Source organism: Paraburkholderia sprentiae WSM5005 (assembly GCF_001865575.2).
Classification (GTDB): domain Bacteria; phylum Pseudomonadota; class Gammaproteobacteria; order Burkholderiales; family Burkholderiaceae; genus Paraburkholderia; species Paraburkholderia sprentiae.
Window position 1 is genome coordinate 1,547,775 of the sequence record NZ_CP017562.2, and the last position, 16,736, is coordinate 1,564,510.

Consider the following 16,736-nt stretch of genomic DNA (forward strand, 5'->3'; position numbering starts at 1 on the left):
GAATATCTTCAGTCTAGTCACCGCATGGCCAAGGGAAAACCCTTAATTTCAAGATAAAAAATTGTTCCTATCGCAATAATGCGAGGGAATATTGTGGAACGGCATCCGCCTGCGTGATCCTTCGGTTAACAATTGCCGATCGAAAAATTGACGCGCACGCGCGGGCGGCGACGTCACGCGGCGGAATGCGGAATCGTCAGTAACCTGCGCGGTCCGCTGACGAACGCGCTGCCCGGCTCGAAAAACCGCAACGGCCGGTGCGTTTCGCGCGACAGGCCAATGCGCGTCGTCACGCCGATCGGTGCGTCGCCGGTCTCGATCACGCCGATCCAGAGCCCCTGTCCAGTACACAGATCACGGCCGTCGAACGCCTGCCCGATGCCAAACGCCACCGTCAGCCGCCCGGGTCCGCGCGCGACATCGCGCAGCGGCACGCCGGGACGGCGCGCTTCCATCAGCGCGAGTCCTTCGAGCGGTTCGATCGCGCGCAGCAGGATGCCGGCGCCGACGTCCTGCGCTTCCGATGACATGTTGAGCATGTACGAGACCCCGTAGGTCAACCGCACATACGCATGACCGCGCGCGAGGAACATCGACCCGTTGTACGGTCGGCGTCCGATGAACGCATGGCTGGTCGAATCGCCGAGCGGATAGGCCTCCGTCTCGACGATGCGTCCGCTGAGACGTCCTTCGCGCAGATCGTGCACGAGATATTTGCCGACCATGAAGCGCGCGAGTTCGACGGTGTCGACCGGCAGATCGTCGCGGCGCAACGGACGGATGGGAAGAGGCTCGCTTCGCATGCGCTGGTGTCCTGGATAGGGGTCTTGAATGGGTGGCAGAGCCTACGGCCTCGCGAACAGCGCGCTGTCCTGGCTCCCGCGCGATCGGCTCGTTGAGATCGGCCGATTCGTTGTACCGAAGCCTCATTTTCTCCGCCACGGGGGTCAACGTGGCACTAATTGTTGTATTGTGTGTTTCCGGCCGGTCACACGGCCGTTTGCATGTTTCGGCGCACGCTGCGCGGCTCGCCGAAACGGCGTGTCGGCTGAGAGCGTTCGCACGGCTGTTGTAACGGTTCATCCACATCGAATCCCGCTGTACCCGCTGGTGTAAAAAATGGTCCCCATCCGGGGGTCGACGTTTCTACGACAACAGGAGATGGTTGAATGAAAGCATTCTCGGCAATCAAGATGATCGGCGGCGCGTTGGTTGTTCTCGCTTCCCTCAACGCGTACGCGCAAACCAGCGATGCGGCCGCGACCGCAGCGCCGGCCGCAGCGGCGCCTAGCGCCAAGCAGACTCGTGCAGCCAACCGCGCACTGCAGCGCAAGGTCCGCTCCACCCTTGCGCGTACGAAGGGCCTGACGGTCGGCAACATCATCGTGCGCGCACGCGACGGCGCGGTCACGCTGGAAGGCTCGGTGCCGGAACAGAGCCAGATCGAAATCGCGACGAACGCCGCTCAAGGCGTGGCAGGCGTGACATCGGTGAAGAGCGCTCTGACGATCCGCGCGGTCGGCGGCCAGTAAGCCGGTCAAACAGCCGAAGAAGTTGCGGTAACAGCAGCAAGCTGGCGTCGACGGTGAAACCGTCGACGCGACGTCAGCCCACCGCCGCAGTCCAGCACTCGATCGTCGCCCTGCGACGCAGTGCCGAACCGAGGGCTCGAACGTGCAGGCCCCCTCGCCTCGCAGACAAACTGTTCTTTATCATTCAGCACGTTAGTGTCTATCGTTAAGACATTACTTCACGTCCGCCCCACGCATCGAAAGGAAGGCCGCATGACTTCGCCCGCGACCGTCTTGCCCCGTTGGACCCTCGGCGCGCCGATCGTTAGCTGGATCGTGCTCGGTGCCGCCTACGCGATGCCGGGTCACGCTCTGCTGCTTGCACTGGTGGGCGTGTCGCTATGCGCGGCCGTGTTTGCCGCCGTGCATCATGCCGAAGTGGTTGCGCATCGCGTCGGCGAGCCGTTTGGCACGCTGGTGCTCGCGGTCGCCGTCACCGTGATCGAGGTGGCGCTGATCGTTTCGGTGATGCTGACATCCGGTCCCGAGAAAGCCGGCCTCGCGCGCGATACGGTATTCGCGGCCGTGATGATCGTCTGCAACGGGCTCGTCGGGCTCTGCCTGCTGGTGGGCGGCATCCGCCATCGGGAACAGGACTTTCAGAGCCGCGGCGCGGCGGCCGCGCTGGCGGTGCTCGCGTCGCTGTCGGTGCTGACGCTCGTGATGCCGAACTTCACCACCACCCGCCCCGGGCCGGTGCTGTCGCCGTCGCAGCTCGCGTTTGCCGGCGTGTCGTCGCTGGTGTTGTACTGCGTGTTCGTGTTCGTGCAGACGGTGCGCCATCGCGACTACTTCCTCGCCGGCGTGCCCGACGAAGACGTGCATGCCGAGCCGCCGAGCGCGCGGCTCGCAGCGATCAGTGGCGTGCTGTTGGTGGTGAGCCTCGTCGCGGTCGTGCTGCTCGCCAAAGTGCTGTCGCCGGTGGTGGAATCCGCGGTGCTGAGTGCGGGCGCGCCGCCGGCAGTAGTCGGTATCGTGATTGCGTCGCTAGTGCTGTTGCCGGAAGCGTTTGCGGCGCTGCGCGCGGCGCGCGCCGATCGTCTGCAGACCAGCCTGAACCTCGCGCTCGGCTCTTCGCTGGCGAGTATCGGCCTGACCATTCCCACCGTCGCCGGCGTGTTTCTGTACATCGGTCAGCCTATCGTGCTCGGCATCGACGGCAAGGACATGGTGCTGCTCGCGCTCACGCTGGTGGTCGCCACGCTGACGCTCAGCACCGGACGCACGACGATTCTGCAAGGCGCCGTGCATCTGTCGCTGTTCGCGGCCTATCTGTTTCTGTCGTTCGCGCCGTGACGCGATGCCGGATCCGACGCAGACCGACGGCCGCCTCACTCTTCCCAATGCTCGGCGATCCAGTCGCGGAACAGTTTCAGCTTCTGCTGATGCGCGACCGACTCCGGATACACGAAGTAATAGCGCCAGCCGGTCTTCAGCACGGTGTCGAACGGCCGCACGAGGCGCCGGGCGGCGACGTCCTCGTCGATCAGCGCGAGATCGCTGATCGCGACGCCGAAGCCCTGCGCGGCGGCGTTGGTCGCCATGTCGAGCGTATCGAAGCTCGGGCCCAGCTCCGCGTCGATCGTGCCGGCGCCCGACGCATCGGTTTGCGCCACTTTCGCGAGCCACATCTTCCAGTCGCGATGATCGCGCGTCGGATGCAGCAGCGTGTGCCGCGCAAGATCGGCGACCTGGGCGAGCGGCTTGTCCTTCAGCAGCTCGGGCGTGCAGACCGGCGTCAGACGTTCCTCGAATAGCGACACCGTCTGCACGTCCGCACCGGGCGACGAACCGTAGATGATCGCGGCATCGAACGGCTCGCTCTGGAAATCGACGTCGTGCTGCCAGGTGGTCGTGATCTGCACATGCAGATCGGGATAGTCGGACTGGAAGCGCATGATCTTCGGCAGCATCCAACGCATTACGCAGGTCGGCACCTTGAGCGCCAAGTCGGTGCGCTGCCTCGTCAAGCGCAGCGACATTTCCTCGATCCGCGCGAAGCTCTCCTTGACGGCCGGCAGCAGCATTTCGCCCTCCGCGGTCAGCGTCAGCCCCTTTGCATGACGCTTGAACAGCGGAAATTTGTAGTACTCCTCGAGCGCGATGATCTGCCGACTGACCGCGCCTTGCGTCAGGCAAAGGTGATCGGCGGCACGCGTGAAGCTGCGATGGCGCGCGACGGTTTCGAAAATCTGCAGCGCGTTGAGCGGCGGTAGGCGTCGCATCGGATGTCCGGATCAGAAAAAATCATCGTGGCTGGGGCAGCGGCCGCCGCCGCCGTGCCGACAAGCTCACAGCATACGCGATCGGCCCCACGCGCACGAGCCGGCGCGCGGGGGCAAACCCGCATGCTTCGGCCGCATCGCCAAACCGCTCGCCGCTGCGTTCGCGGGCGGCAAGCCATGAGCGCACCTCATGCGATCCATGCGCATATTTCGATTGTTGGGCGATTTTGGCAAACCTACAGTGCATTCACGCGCGGTCTATCCGGCAGCGGTCACGGCGAATCATGGGCAACAGGCGTTCAACAGAGGAGACCGCCATGCAGCAGATCAGACGGGGTAGAAGGCAGGCCATCAAGACCATCGGTACGGCGCTCGCGGCGTCCGCACTGCCGATGCCGTTCCTCAATCTGCGCGCGCAGGAACACAACTTCAGCGGCAAGACGCTGCGCATCCTCACGTGGTCGGACGATACCGGCACGGCCGCGCTGCGCAACATCGCCGCGACCTTCACCGCGAAGACCGGCGCCAAGGTCATCGCCGATCGCGCTGACGGCACCTCCGGCATGGTCGCCAAAGTCAAGGCGTCGGGCGATCGTCCGACCTACGACGTGATCACGCTCGCGGGCGTCGGCGCATCCGGCCTCGCCGACGCGGGCCTGCTGATGAAGCCCGATCTCGACCGCCTGCCGAATCTCAAGGAAGTCGCGCCGCCATACCGCACCGGCGCGAACGGCTTCGGCGTAGGCTATCTGCTGTGGTCCGACGGTCTCATCTACAACACCGCGACGGTCAAGACGCCACCTTCGTCGTACGAAGCGCTGTGGGACCCGAAATACGCCGGCCGGGTATTCCTGCCGCCGCCGGAATGGGCCGAAGCGGTCGATCTCGCGATCATCGCCGCGAAGATGAACGGCGGCTCGCGGCAGAATATCGAGCCAGGCTTCAAGAAACTCGCGCAGCTCAAAGACCACGTGATGACGCTCGGCGAAAACCCGAACCAGGTGGCCGACCTGTTCCGCACCGGTTCGCTCGATATCGGCGGCATCTATTCGCCGGCGTTTTTCCCGGACCAGATCCGCAAGCCCGACTACAAGATGGGCGTGACCTACGGGATGAAGGAAGGCTTCGCGACGCAACTGATGTTCACGGTGATTCCGAAAGCGCATCCGGGCGACACCGACCTGATCCACGCGTTCATCAATCATTCGCTCGATGCCGGCGTGCAAGGCCGCATGGCGGCCGACGTGCTGAACGGCCCGGTCAATTCGAAAGCGATGATTCCGGCCGAAAGCCGCGCGTTCGTGCCGAGCCCGCAGCAGATCGCCGACAAAGCCGTGCTGCACGACGACAAGGCGCTCGCCGTCGTGCAGCCGGCATGGATCAAGCGCTACACCGAAATCTTCTCGGCGTAACCCCGATGCTCGCGCGCTTCTCGCGGCGTGCCGCGATGATGCCGGACGAAGCGGCGCCGGGCGCCGCTGCACCCGCTTGCGCCGTCGCTGCGGCTGTCGTGGCGGACCCCGCTGCTGGCGCAACGACGCTCGCGAGCGCGCGCCCGTGGCTGCTGCTCGCGCCGATCCTGTTGTTTCTGGCCATACTCGGCGCGGCCGCGCTGGTCGTGCTGCGGATGAGCTTCGGCACGTCCGGCAACGAGTGGCGCGGCTTCACGCTGCAAAACTATGCGGACCTGCTCGACGGCTACTTCCTGAAGTCGTTGTGGCTCACGCTGCGGCTCGCGTTCCAGAGCATGCTGTGCGCGGTCGTGCTCGCGATTCCGGTCGCGCTCGCGATGGCGCGCACCACGTCGCGGCTCGCGCGCCGATTGCTGCTCGCGGGTGTGCTGCTGCCGCTGCTCGTCAATCTGTTGCTGCAAGGCTATGGCTGGCTCGTGATTCTCGGCCCGGCGGGTCTGCTCAATCACGCGCTGCTCGCGAGTGGACTGGTCGAGCGTCCGGTGATGTGGCTGTATCGCGAGCATGGCGTGCTGCTCGGGCTGATCCAGACCGCGTTTCCGCTCGCCGTGCTGCCGCTTTCCAGCGCGATGCGCGCGGTGTCGATCTCGTACGAGGAAGCCGCCGCGACGCTCGGTGCGACCCGCTGGCAAACACTGCGTCACGTGCTGCTGCCGCTCGCGATGCCGGGCCTCGTATCCGGCGCGCTGCTGGTGTTCGCGTATAACGCGAGCGCCTTCGCGGTGCCGCTGCTGCTCGGCGGCCGGCGCGTGCCGATGCTCGCCGTGCTGGTGCACGATCAGGTCGCGCCGCTCTTGAACTGGCCGGCCGCGTCCGCTTCCGGCGTCGTACTGATGGTCGCGACGCTCGCCGTGATGGCGTTGTCGCAGCGGCTCGTGCGCCGCACCCAACGTCTGACCGGGGAGCATCACGCATGAGCACGCCGCTGCCGAGCTCGCGCCTGCCGCGCACCGAACCTCGTTCGCCACGCGTGCCGCGCCTGCCTCGGACGATGCCCGGCCAGCTCGGCCGCGCGACCGCGCTCGCCGCCGGCGTGGTGCTGTTTGTCGCCGCGCTGCCGATCCTGACGATGATCGCGATGTCGTTCAGCGCGGCCGACACGCTCGAATTCCCACCGCACGCGTACAGCCTGCACTGGTATCGCGCGGCGTGGCACAGCTTCGTGTCACCGGACGCGACCGATACGCTGTCGATGAGCGCCGCGCTGACCACCAGCCTCGTCGTCGCGTTAGCGACGATGCTGATCGCGACGCTGGTCTCGGTGCCCGCCGCGTACGCGCTGTCGCGCTACCGTTTTCGCGGCAAGCCCGCGGTCGAGCAACTGGTCGCGCTGCCGCTCGTCTATCCGCTGGTGATGCTCGGCCTGTCGCTGCTGCTGGTGTTCAACGTGCTGCCGGTCGAGCTTGGCGTCGGCCGGCTGATCATCGCGCACGTGATTCTGGCGCTGCCGTTCACGGTGAAGAACTGCGCGGCGTCGGTCGCGTCGATCGGCCCCGAGTTCGAGGAAGCGGCGCTCGTGATGGGCGCGAGCCCCGGCCGCGCGCTCGTCGACGTGGTGTTGCCGCTGATGCGCCCCGGCATGCTCGCCGGCATGCTGTTCGCGTTCATCGTGTCGTTCAACGAGTTCACGGTGACGTTCTTCCTGTACAGCATCGACACGATGACCCTGCCGGTGTGGCTCTATAGCCGCACCGTATCGTCGCTCGATCCGACCGTGTTCTGTTTCGCCGTGGTCATCGTCGCGATCGACTTCGCGTTGATCTGGCTGCTCGAAAAGCTGATCGGCGACGAGGGCGTCGCGCTGTGAACCCGCCACCTTGCTGGAGCCTCCGATGACCCATCTGACCTTGCAGGCCGTCACGCGGCGCTTCGGCACCGTGCATGCCGTCGACGACGTCGATCTGAGCGTGCCCGACGGCAAGCTGGTGTGCTTTCTCGGCCCGTCCGGCTGCGGCAAGACCACGCTGCTGCGGATGATCGCCGGGCTCGAAACGCCGAGCTCGGGCAGCATCCATTTCGCCGGCCGCGACATCACGCGGCTGCCGGCCAACCAGCGCGACTTCGGCATGGTGTTCCAGTCGCTCGCGCTGTTCCCGCATATGACGGTCGCGCAGAACGTCGCGTATCCGCTGAAGCTGCGCAAGGTCGCGAAAGACCGGCAAGCGCGCCGCGTCGCCGAGCTGCTCGAACTGATCCAGCTGCCGCACATGGCGAACCGGCCGGTCACGCAACTGTCGGGCGGCCAGCGCCAACGCGTCGCGATCGCGCGCGCGATCGCTTCGGAGCCGCAACTGCTTCTGCTCGACGAACCGCTGTCCGCGCTCGACGCGAAGCTGCGCGAAGCGATGCAGGTCGAAATCCGCCTGCTACAGCAACGCCTCGGCATCACGACGATCATGGTCACGCACGACCAGCGCGAAGCGATGACGATGGCCGACGAGATCGTCGTGATGGAACAAGGCCGCATCGCGCAGGTCGGCAGGCCACTCGACATCTATCGCGATCCGGTCAGCGAGTTCGTCGCCGGCTTCATTGGCCTCGGCAACATCCTGCCGGTGCGGTACGACGGCGCGGGGCTCGTGAGCCTGCCGGGCGGACAGCGCATCGCGGTGACGCCGAATCCACGCGCGTCGCTCGCCGACGCGCGGCAGCCGGTTGCGGCCGGCGACGCGATCCGCCTGTTGATCCGTCCGGAGGACATCTGCGTGAAGGCGGCCACGGAAGCTCCGAACCCAAACCGCCTGCCCGGCACCGTCACGTTCATTCGCGACGTCGGCGCCTCGCTCGAAGCGACGATCGATTGTGCGGGCTTCACACTGACCGCCGCGACCACGCCGCGCGAAACCCCTGGGCTCGTGCTCGGCATGCCGGTGTTCGCCGAACTGCCACCGCACGCGTGTAAGCTGATCGCCGCACGCGCCGCCCGATAGCCGAACCCGTCACGCACGCTTTGCTTCAATCACGACCGCACTACGACAGAGGAACAGATCATGAACCAGCGCCCCGCTCTCCAATCGACCCGCCGCGTGTTCGCGACACTCGCCGCGACGCTCGCGATGACGGCGCTCGGCGCGTTGTGCGCGCTGCCCTCAGCCGCGCATGCCGACGCGCTCGACGACATCGCGAAGTCCGGCACCGTGCGCATCGGCGTGTTCGAAGACTATCCGCCGTTCGGCTCGATCGGTCCGGACATGAAGCCGGTCGGCTACGACATCGACGTCGCCAATCTGATCGGCAAGGCGCTCAACGCGAAGGTCGAACTGGTGCCGGTCACGGGCGACAATCGCATGGCTTTCCTCGCCGACCACAAGGCAGACATGCTGCTGTCGGTCGGCCAGACGCCCGAGCGCGAAAAAGTGATCGACTTCTCGCAGCCCTACGCGCCGTACTATCTTGCGGTGTTCGGCCCGAAGTCGCTGCCGGTGAAGAGCGCCGCCGATCTCGCCGGCAAGTCGATCTCGGTCGCGCGCGGCACGCTCGAAGACCTGAGCGTGACGAAGATCGCGCCGCCGTCCGCGAACATCAAACGTTTCGACGATCCGAACGGCGCTATTTCGGCGTTTCTTTCTGGTCAGGTACAGTTGATGGTGGTCGGCAACGACGTCGGCGCGACGATTCTCGCGCGGCATCCGGCGAACGATCCGCAGCAGAAGTTCGCGCTGTTCAGCTCGCCCGATCACGTCGGTCTGAACAAGAACGAGCCGCGCCTGAAGGCGAAGGTCGACGAAACGATTGCCAAGGCCCGCAAGGACGGCACGATGAACGCGATTTCGCAGAAGTGGCTGCGCGCGCCGCTGCCGGCCGATCTTTGAACCCTGTGGCGTGGTGCCCTGAAGGCCGCGCCCCCACCTGATCCTACGATGGGCACGAGGCCATGACTTACGCGTTCGATTTCAGCGGCTTCGGCCTCTATGCGGGGATGCTCGCGCGCGGCGCCGCCGTGACGCTCGGGCTCACTGCGGTCTCGACCCTGGCGGGCGGGCTCGTCGGTATCGCCGGCGCGAGCATTGCGGCGGCCGGCCCGAAGTGGGCACGCTGGCTGGTCGCGAGCTACGTCGAGCTGATCCGCAACACGCCGTTTCTGGTGCAGCTGTTCTTCGTATTCTTCGGCCTGCCGAGCCTCGGCATTCATATCGACGAGATCCAGGCCGCGATTCTCGCGATGACCGTCAATCTCGGCGCGTACGCGACCGAGATCGTGCGCGCCGGCATCGATTCGATTTCCCGCGGCCAGGTGCAGGCCGCGCAGGCGCTCGGGCTGCATGGGCGCCAGGTGTTCCGCCACGTCGTGCTGCCGCAGGCGCTCGCCAATGTGTTTCCCGCGCTGCTCGGCCAGGTGCTGATCGTGATGCTCGGCTCGGCCGTCGTGTCGCAGATCTCGGTGCCCGACCTGACCTATGCGGCGAACTTCATCCAGTCGCGCAACTTCCGCTCGTTCGAGAGCTACCTGATCATCACGGCGACCTATCTGCTGATGTCGATCGCGTTGCGTCAGTTGTTGAACCGCTTCGGCCGTCGGCTGTTCGCGGGCCGCTCGGCACGTGCTCACAGCAGCGGCAACCACGGCTTGCTGCGCAACTGGCGCAGCCGCCTGATGTGGCGCGGCGCGCGCACCCTGCCGACGGAGCGCTGATCATGGTCGAATTCACGCTGTGGGATATCGCCCGCAACCTGCTGCTCGCCGCGCGCTGGACCGTGCTGCTGTCGCTGATCGCGTTTGTCGGCGGCGGGATCGTCGGGCTCGTGCTGCTCGCGATGCGCGTGTCGCCGATCGCATGGCTACGGCGCATCGTCGTGCTGTACGTCGAGGTGTTTCAAGGCACACCGCTGCTGATGCAGCTCTTTCTGGCGTTCTTCGGTTTGCCGCTGCTTGGCATCGACGTGTCGCCGTGGGCCGCCGCGACCGTCACGCTGACGTTCTATACGAGCGCGTATCTGGTCGACATCTGGCGCGGCTGCGTCGAAGCGGTGCCGCGCGGTCAGTGGGCCGCGGGCGCGAGCCTCGGCATGACGTTCGGCCAGCAACTGCGCTATATCGTGTGGCCGCAGGCGCTCAAGATCGCGGTCGCGCCGACCGTCGGTTTTCTCGTGCAGGTGGTGAAGAGCACGGCGCTCGCGTCGATCATCGGCTTCATCGAACTGACGAAGACCGGCACGATGATCACGAATGCCGCGTTCCGGCCGTTTCCGATCTACGGCATGGTCGCGGTGATCTACTTCGCGATGTGCTTTCCGCTGACCTGGTATGCGCGCGTGCTCGAAAAGCGGCAGAAGGTGGGACAGCACCGGTAACGTGGTGAAGTGAAGGCTGAACTAGCTCGAGCCTCAAAAACTTGTTCGCGGATTTCCGAGGGGCTGCTTGCGGACCGGACAGAGTCAACCGTCAACCGTCAACCGTTCAGCAGCTCACTGGATCCTCACGACGACCTTGCCCTTGGCGCGTCCCTGGGCCAGGTATTCAAGCGCCTCCTTCGCTTGCTCAAACGGAAACACCTTGTCAATCACTGGACGAACCTGTTCTGACTTGAGGAGTTCGCCAATTTCGGCGAGCTGGTTTCCATCGGGGCGCACGAAGAGAAACGAATAGGCCACATCGCGCTTTTTCGCGAGCCGCATGATCTTGCGGCTCATTAGCCCGAATACCCATGTCAGAATAAAGTTCAGCCCGCGAGCACGGGCGAACGCTGCGTCCAGCGGCCCGATCAGAGACACGATCTTGCTCCCCGGTTTGAGGATGCCCATGGATTTTTCAATCGCATCACCTCTGAGAGTGCCGAGCGCGACGTCGTAGCCGTGCAGCACTTTTTCGAACTCCTGCTTCTTATAGTCGACGACTTCGTCCGCGCCCAGACGGGTTACCAGTTGGACATTGCCCGTACTGGTGGTCGTTCCCACCGTGGCGCCGAAGTACTTTGCCAGCTGGATCGCAAACGTGCCAATACCGCCAGCCCCTGCGGGGACGAACACCTTCTGGCCAGCTCGAAGATTGGCGCGCTCCTTCAACGCCTGCCAGGAGGTGAGCCCGACCATCGGAACGGCGGCAGCCTGCACAAAGTCCAGGTTGACCGGCTTCGACGCGGCAACGCTCTCCGGCACCGCCGCGAATTCGGCGATCGAGCCTCTACCGAGATCGAAGAGGCTGGCAAAGACTGCATCGCCCGGCTTGAAACGCGTCACGCGGCTGCCGACCTCAGTCACCACACCAGCAATATCGCTGCCGAGCGTGGCCGGCAAGTCGAACTTGAGGACGGGCTTGAACGTTCCCGCCGGAATCATGTTGTCGATTGGGTTCAAGCCCGCCGCGTGGACCTGGACCAACAGTTCATCAGGCTTTAGCGTTGGGCGAGGCACTTCGGCGAACCCGATCTCGGGCGACTTGGCATAGCGTTTGAAGGTCAGTGCTTTCATGGTGTTCTAGATTCAATGTTGGATATCTGTCGCTGACCGTGAAGGATTCATTGCGCCAGAAACGCTAGTGCTTTGGTCACGAAGTCGGCGTGATACTGGAAGATGGCTCCGTGCCCGGCGTCCTCATAAATGACGAGCTGCGCGTTGGGAATGCGGCGGGCCATGTCGTGGCTCAGGGCGGTGGGCACCATGATGTCGTTGTCTCCATTGGCGATCAGGACAGGCATCAGCAGGCGGGTGAGGTCCTGCGGCACCTGCTGGCCCCAGGCCTTGATCGCCTTGAGGTGGCGAAGCAACGCGCGGGGTGTCGGCCCCTTGTCGCGCCCCGCCTTGCGTTCCTTCAGCCTCTTCAGGAATGCGCTCGCTGCCTGCCGGCCGTTGGTTGTGGAAGTGAAGAACAGATACGTCTTGGGATCGCGCATCGTCACGAGGCCCTTGAGCATCAGTGGCCAGGACGTGGCCCCCACGCGATCGATGCCCTGACCGCCCGCGGGCCCCGTGCCTGTGAGGATGAGCCTATGCACCAAGTCCGGCGCCTTTAGCGCCACGTCCTGCGCCACGAAGCCGCCGAGCGAAAAGCCGAGCAGATTGACCTGATCGAAGCCCATCGCGCGGATCAACGCGATGGTGTCGCGCGCCATCTCGTCCACGGTCTCCGACGCGATGCCGCCGGACCGACCGATTCCCCGGTAGTCGATCGCAATAACGCGTTGCTTGCGGGCCAGGCCATCGACGATGCGCGGGTCGAAGTTGTCCAGCACGGCGCCCCAGTGATTGAGGAGGATCAGCGGGACGCCGCCATGCGGGCCGAGTTCGCGATAAGCGAAGGCGGTTCCATCCGCCCTGACCTGGTTGTTCTGTGCGTGGGCATAGGACATTGATCAAGCTTGCGCCCGATAGCGATCGGCCGCGTGCGCTTGTCGAATGTCCGACAGCAGCCCTTGACGCGCGCCATCCAGCGTCTCCCAGCGCGCGGCCACGTGCAGCGGCGGAATCGTGACCAGTTCGCGGCGGTCGAATCCGACCAGTGCAGCATCGACCAGTTCGCCGACCTCCATCACCTCGGGGAGTGCGTTGACGTCGATGCCGGCGCGCTCCCAGATCTCCGTACGGGTCGTCGCCGGCAGCACCGCCTGCACGTAGACGCCCTTGGGCGACAACTCCAGGTTCAGGCCCTGCGACAGGAACAGCACGAAGGCCTTGGTGGCGCCGTAGATCGACATGCCGAACTCTGGCGCGAAACCCACCACCGAGCCGATGTTGACGATCGCGCCAGTACCCGATTGCACGAAGCGCGGAGCGACCGCGGCGGCGAGCCGCGTGAGCGCCGTGGTATTGAGCGCGATCAGGCGTTCGATGCCCTCAGCGGTCTGCTGCACGAAGCCGCCCGACTGAGCCGCCCCGGCGTTGTTGATGAGGATACCTATGCGAGCGTCGTCGCGCAGGCGAGTCTCGACCGCGGTCAGATCCGCAGGCTGGGTTAGGTCGGCCTGCAGCACTTCGACGGCCACACCGCTTTCTTCGCGCAGGCGCGCGGCCAGCGTATCGAGCCGCGCCTTGTCGCGTGCAACCAGCACGAGGTCGTGGCCGCGGCGAGCGAAGCGCTCGGCGTAGGTGGCGCCGATGCCGGAGGAGGCGCCGGTGATGAGAACAGTCGGAAGCGTGGTCATGAGTTAATTCCTTTGCAAGAGAGGTTCGGACGCGGACGCAAGCAGCGCGCGCGTCAGGCGGCAATGGTCGGGTAGTCGGTGTAGCCGGCAGCGCCGCCACCATAGAGCGTGGCGAAGTCGGGCTGGGCCAGCGCTGCGCCGGTCTTCAGGCGTTCGACCAGGTCGGGGTTGCCGATGAAGGCACGGCCGAAGGCGAACAGGTCAGCCTTACCCTCGTTGAGCCCGGCGGCAGCGAGTCCCAGGTCGTAGCCGTTGTTGGCCAGGTAGGTTTGCCTGAACCGGCGGCGCAGCGCGTCGTAGTCGAACGGCGCGACATCGCGCGGGCCGCCCGTCGCACCCTCGACCACGTGCAGATAGACGATGCCCAGCGCGCTGAGTTGCCCGGCGATGTAGTCGTACTGCGGCTGAGGATCGCTGCTCGAGATGCCGTTTGCGGGCGACACCGGCGAGATGCGCACACCGGTGCGATCGGCGCCGATTTCTTCCGCCACGGCGGCGACGACTTCCAGTAACAGGCGCGCACGGTTCTCGACCGAGCCGCCGTAGGCGTCAGTGCGCTGATTCGCACCGTCCTTGATGAACTGCTCGAGCAGGTAGCCGTTGGCACCGTGGATCTCGACGCCGTCGAAACCGGCGGCCATGGCATTGGCCGCGGCACGACGAAAGTCGCCAACGATGCCCGGCAATTCGTCGAGTTCGAGGGCGCGTGGCGGCGACACGTCGGCAAAGCCGTTGTTGACGAAGGTCTTCGTCGCCGCACGGATGGCCGAAGGCGCGACCGGCGCTGCGCCGCCAGGCTGGACATCGACGTGCGAAACACGGCCGACGTGCCAGAGCTGCGCAAAGATGCGCGCACCCTTGGCATGCACAGCCTCGGTGACCTTGCGCCAGCCGGCGATTTGCTCGAGCGTGTACAGGCCCGGCGTGTCCTGATAGCCCTGAGCCTGGCGCGACACCTGAGTGGCCTCCGTGATGATCAGGCCGGCCGAGGCGCGCTGGGCGTAGTAGGTCGCGGCCAGTTCGCTGGGCACCAGGCCCGCGCCTGCGCGATTGCGGGTCAGCGGTGCCATGACAACGCGATTGGCGAGTGTCAGGCGGCCAAGGACGTAGGGCTCGAAAAGCGTCTTTTCGGTCATGTTGCGTCAGCTTCTGGGGTTGGAATGGCGCCAATAATGACGATCATAATCTAACCTGTCAAGGTTTTGATGACGACCGACATCAATGTATAATTAAGCCTTCGCAGACATGCACTCACAGTGGTCAGGAAATGAAGATCACCAAGGCACAGGCGCAGGCCAACCGGGAACGCGTCGTCGAGACGGCGTCGAAGCTGTTTCGGGAGCGCGGCTACGATGGGGTTGGCGTTGCCGATCTGATGGCCGCAGCCGGCTTCACGCACGGCGGCTTCTACAAGCAGTTCCGCTCCAAGGCCGATCTGATGGCGGAATCGGCGGCCTGCGGCATCGCGCAGACGGTGGCGCTGAGCGCAGGTGTGGAGGCGCCCGAGTTCGTGCGGTATTACGTTTCTCGCGAGCACCGCGACACCCGCGCGACCGGTTGCACGATGGCCGCACTGGGCGGGGATGCCGCGCGTCAGCCGGAAGCGGTCCGGGCCACGTTTGCGGCGGGCATTGAAAGCCTGCTGGCTGCGCTGAGCCCCGACGGTACTGCATCGGACGGCGCGGATCCGGCCCAGGCGCGCGCCAGGGCCCTCGACATACTGGCGCACACGGTGGGCGCCATTATCATGTCGCGGGCATGTCCGGACGACTCGCCGCTGGCGGACGAAATCCTGGCGGTTTGTCGCGACGAGATTCTTGCGTCACTGAGCCAGTCCGCGAAATCGCCGGTGCAAGCGCGTGTCGACAGTGGCGGCGCCTAGCCACGCCGTGCAACAACAAGGTAGCCGGTTCCGACTGTGGGCAATGCGGTTGTCGCACGTACGCGCCGTAAATTAGCCGCGCGCTTTGTCTTTGCACTGCCGGTAGCTCGACCGGCAGCGACGGGTCGACAAGTACCCTTCCTCACAAACCCCCGAAGCTCCCCCCAAAAAAGCGGCAACCGTGCGATGCAGGGTTGCCGCTTTTACATTCACTGCACTGACCGATCGATCACCGCGCTGTCTGCGTCGACTGCCGTAACTTCGCGACCTCCGCCGCACCGAGCGCCGGTGCGCCGTTGTTCCAGCCCGCGCGCACGAAGCTCAGCACGTCGGCGATCTGCCGATCGTCGAGCACCACCGCGAAGCCCGGCATCGGGAACGGCGACGGCAGCCCGTTGATCACCAGATCGCCGGTGCCGTTCAGCGTCACGTTGATCAACGACGACGCGTCCTTCGCGAGCACGTTCGGATTGCCGGCGAGCGGCGCGAGCATCGGCGCGAAACCGCGTCCGTCGACGCCGTGGCAATGCATGCAATACGCGGTATAGACGCGCGCGCCGGCATCGTTCGCGGGGCGCTCGAGCGACACCTTCGTCGCCTGCGGATCGTAGGTATAGGGCGGCGCGCCGTTGCCGCCCGCCGGCGGCAGCGACTTCAGATACGTCGAAATCGCCGCGACGTCCTGATCGTTCATGGCTTGCGTGCTGTTGTTGATTACGCTCGTCATGGCGCCGAACGCCGACGCATGGCGATTCGCGCCGGTCTTCAGGAACGTGCGCAGATCCTCGTCGCTCCAGCGGCCGAGCCCGGTGTTGTGCTCGCCGGTCAAGTTCGACGCGAACCAGCCGTCGAGCACCGCGCCGCTCAGGAACGCGCTGCCGCTTTCGTCGAGCGCGCTTTCCTGGAACGCGACGCCGCGCGGCGTATGGCACGATCCGCAATGCCCGAGCCCTTGCACCAGATACGCGCCGCGATTCCACGCGACGTCCTTGCCCGGCTTGTCGCGATACACGCCCTTCTCGAGAAACGCCATGTTCCAGAATCTCAGCGGCCAGCGCATGCTCAGCGGCCATTTGATGTCGGACTCGCGATTCACCTGCCGCACCGGCGCGACGCCGTGCATGAAGAACGCGTACAGCGCCTTCGCGTCGTCGTCGCTGACCTTCGCGTAGGACGGATACGGCATCGCCGGATACAGGTTGTGACCGTCTTTCGCGACGCCCTCGCGCAGTGCCCGCGCGAAGTCCGCTTCCGTGTAGCCGCCGATGCCGGTCTGCGCGTCGGGCGTGATGTTGGTCACGTAGATGCGGCCCATCGGCGTGTTCATCGGCAGGCCGCCGGCAAACGGTTTGCCTTTCGGCGCGGTATGGCAGGCCGCGCAATCGCCGAGTCGAGCGAGATAGGCGCCGCGTTGCACGAGTGTTTGATCGGCGGCAGCGTTTGCGAGAATCGGCAATGCGACGCACAACACCGCGCCGAGACCCTTCAGCATGTTTTTCATGTCGGGC

General features: G+C 65.3%; 17 protein-coding genes. 10 read left to right on the forward strand and 7 right to left on the reverse strand.

Annotated features, from left to right (window positions below; all coding sequences use genetic code 11):
• Nucleotides 1–173 precede the first annotated feature (173 nt).
• Complete coding sequence (locus BJG93_RS23820) at nt 174–803, reverse strand: DNA-3-methyladenine glycosylase (protein WP_027193810.1); 630 nt, start codon at nt 801–803, stop codon at nt 174–176.
• A 366-nt stretch (nt 804–1,169) separates the two neighbouring features.
• Here BJG93_RS23820 and BJG93_RS23825 point away from each other — a divergent pair, with 366 nt between their 5' ends.
• Together BJG93_RS23825 and BJG93_RS23830 are read left to right on the forward strand one after the other, a co-directional pair.
• Complete coding sequence (locus BJG93_RS23825; protein ID WP_027193811.1) at nt 1,170–1,532, forward strand: BON domain-containing protein; 363 nt, start codon at nt 1,170–1,172, stop codon at nt 1,530–1,532.
• Nucleotides 1,533–1,784: 252 nt separating this feature from the next.
• On the forward strand, nt 1,785–2,867 hold the full coding sequence (locus tag BJG93_RS23830; protein WP_027193812.1) for a calcium:proton antiporter: 1,083 nt from the start codon (nt 1,785–1,787) through the stop codon (nt 2,865–2,867).
• A 35-nt stretch (nt 2,868–2,902) separates the two neighbouring features.
• Here the strand turns inward: BJG93_RS23830 and BJG93_RS23835 are convergent, their stop codons facing one another.
• Nucleotides 2,903–3,796 carry a LysR substrate-binding domain-containing protein gene (locus BJG93_RS23835; protein ID WP_027193813.1) on the reverse strand — a complete coding sequence of 298 codons (894 nt, stop codon included), beginning with the start codon at nt 3,794–3,796 and terminating at the stop codon, nt 2,903–2,905.
• A gap of 317 nt (nt 3,797–4,113) precedes the next feature.
• Between BJG93_RS23835 and BJG93_RS23840 the strand changes: the two genes are divergently transcribed.
• The 7 genes from BJG93_RS23840 (at nt 4,114) to BJG93_RS23870 (ending at nt 10,560) form a co-directional block, all read left to right on the forward strand.
• On the forward strand, nt 4,114–5,208 hold the full coding sequence (locus tag BJG93_RS23840) for an ABC transporter substrate-binding protein (RefSeq protein WP_027193814.1): 1,095 nt from the start codon (nt 4,114–4,116) through the stop codon (nt 5,206–5,208).
• A 5-nt stretch (nt 5,209–5,213) separates the two neighbouring features.
• Complete coding sequence (locus BJG93_RS23845) at nt 5,214–6,185, forward strand: ABC transporter permease (protein ID WP_027193815.1); 972 nt, start codon at nt 5,214–5,216, stop codon at nt 6,183–6,185.
• Nucleotides 6,182–7,075, forward strand: a complete 894-nt coding sequence (locus tag BJG93_RS23850) for an ABC transporter permease (RefSeq protein WP_027193816.1) — start codon at nt 6,182–6,184, stop codon at nt 7,073–7,075. The genes BJG93_RS23845 and BJG93_RS23850 overlap by 4 nt, the downstream gene beginning before the upstream one ends.
• 25 nt (nt 7,076–7,100) lie before the next feature.
• Complete coding sequence (locus BJG93_RS23855) at nt 7,101–8,198, forward strand: ABC transporter ATP-binding protein (RefSeq protein WP_027193817.1); 1,098 nt, start codon at nt 7,101–7,103, stop codon at nt 8,196–8,198.
• Between the two features lie 60 nt (nt 8,199–8,258).
• A complete protein-coding gene (locus tag BJG93_RS23860) occupies nt 8,259–9,080 on the forward strand; it encodes a transporter substrate-binding domain-containing protein (protein ID WP_027193818.1) in 822 nt (273 codons plus the stop codon).
• A gap of 62 nt (nt 9,081–9,142) precedes the next feature.
• Complete coding sequence (locus BJG93_RS23865; RefSeq protein WP_027193819.1) at nt 9,143–9,901, forward strand: amino acid ABC transporter permease; 759 nt, start codon at nt 9,143–9,145, stop codon at nt 9,899–9,901.
• A gap of 2 nt (nt 9,902–9,903) precedes the next feature.
• Complete coding sequence (locus tag BJG93_RS23870) at nt 9,904–10,560, forward strand: amino acid ABC transporter permease (protein ID WP_027193820.1); 657 nt, start codon at nt 9,904–9,906, stop codon at nt 10,558–10,560.
• A gap of 114 nt (nt 10,561–10,674) precedes the next feature.
• Here the strand turns inward: BJG93_RS23870 and BJG93_RS23875 are convergent, their stop codons facing one another.
• The 4 genes from BJG93_RS23875 to BJG93_RS23890 are packed head-to-tail and all read right to left on the reverse strand — an operon-like array spanning nt 10,675 to nt 14,482.
• Nucleotides 10,675–11,676 (reverse strand): NADP-dependent oxidoreductase, encoded by a 1,002-nt coding sequence (locus BJG93_RS23875; protein WP_027193821.1) that lies wholly within the window; start codon nt 11,674–11,676, stop codon nt 10,675–10,677.
• 47 nt (nt 11,677–11,723) lie between these two features.
• On the reverse strand, nt 11,724–12,554 hold the full coding sequence (locus tag BJG93_RS23880) for an alpha/beta fold hydrolase (RefSeq protein WP_027193822.1): 831 nt from the start codon (nt 12,552–12,554) through the stop codon (nt 11,724–11,726).
• 3 nt (nt 12,555–12,557) lie between these two features.
• Nucleotides 12,558–13,346, reverse strand: coding sequence for an SDR family NAD(P)-dependent oxidoreductase (locus BJG93_RS23885; RefSeq protein ID WP_027193823.1), 789 nt, complete (start codon nt 13,344–13,346; stop codon nt 12,558–12,560).
• A gap of 53 nt (nt 13,347–13,399) precedes the next feature.
• Entirely contained in the window at nt 13,400–14,482 is a 1,083-nt protein-coding gene (locus tag BJG93_RS23890) for an alkene reductase (RefSeq protein ID WP_027193824.1), read from the reverse strand.
• A 131-nt stretch (nt 14,483–14,613) separates the two neighbouring features.
• Here BJG93_RS23890 and BJG93_RS23895 point away from each other — a divergent pair, with 131 nt between their 5' ends.
• Nucleotides 14,614–15,228, forward strand: coding sequence for a TetR/AcrR family transcriptional regulator (locus BJG93_RS23895; protein WP_027193825.1), 615 nt, complete (start codon nt 14,614–14,616; stop codon nt 15,226–15,228).
• Nucleotides 15,229–15,457: 229 nt separating this feature from the next.
• On the opposite strand, the gene BJG93_RS23900 is transcribed toward BJG93_RS23895, so the two are convergent.
• Nucleotides 15,458–16,729, reverse strand: coding sequence for a c-type cytochrome (locus BJG93_RS23900; RefSeq protein ID WP_027193826.1), 1,272 nt, complete (start codon nt 16,727–16,729; stop codon nt 15,458–15,460).
• Nucleotides 16,730–16,736 lie beyond the last annotated feature (7 nt).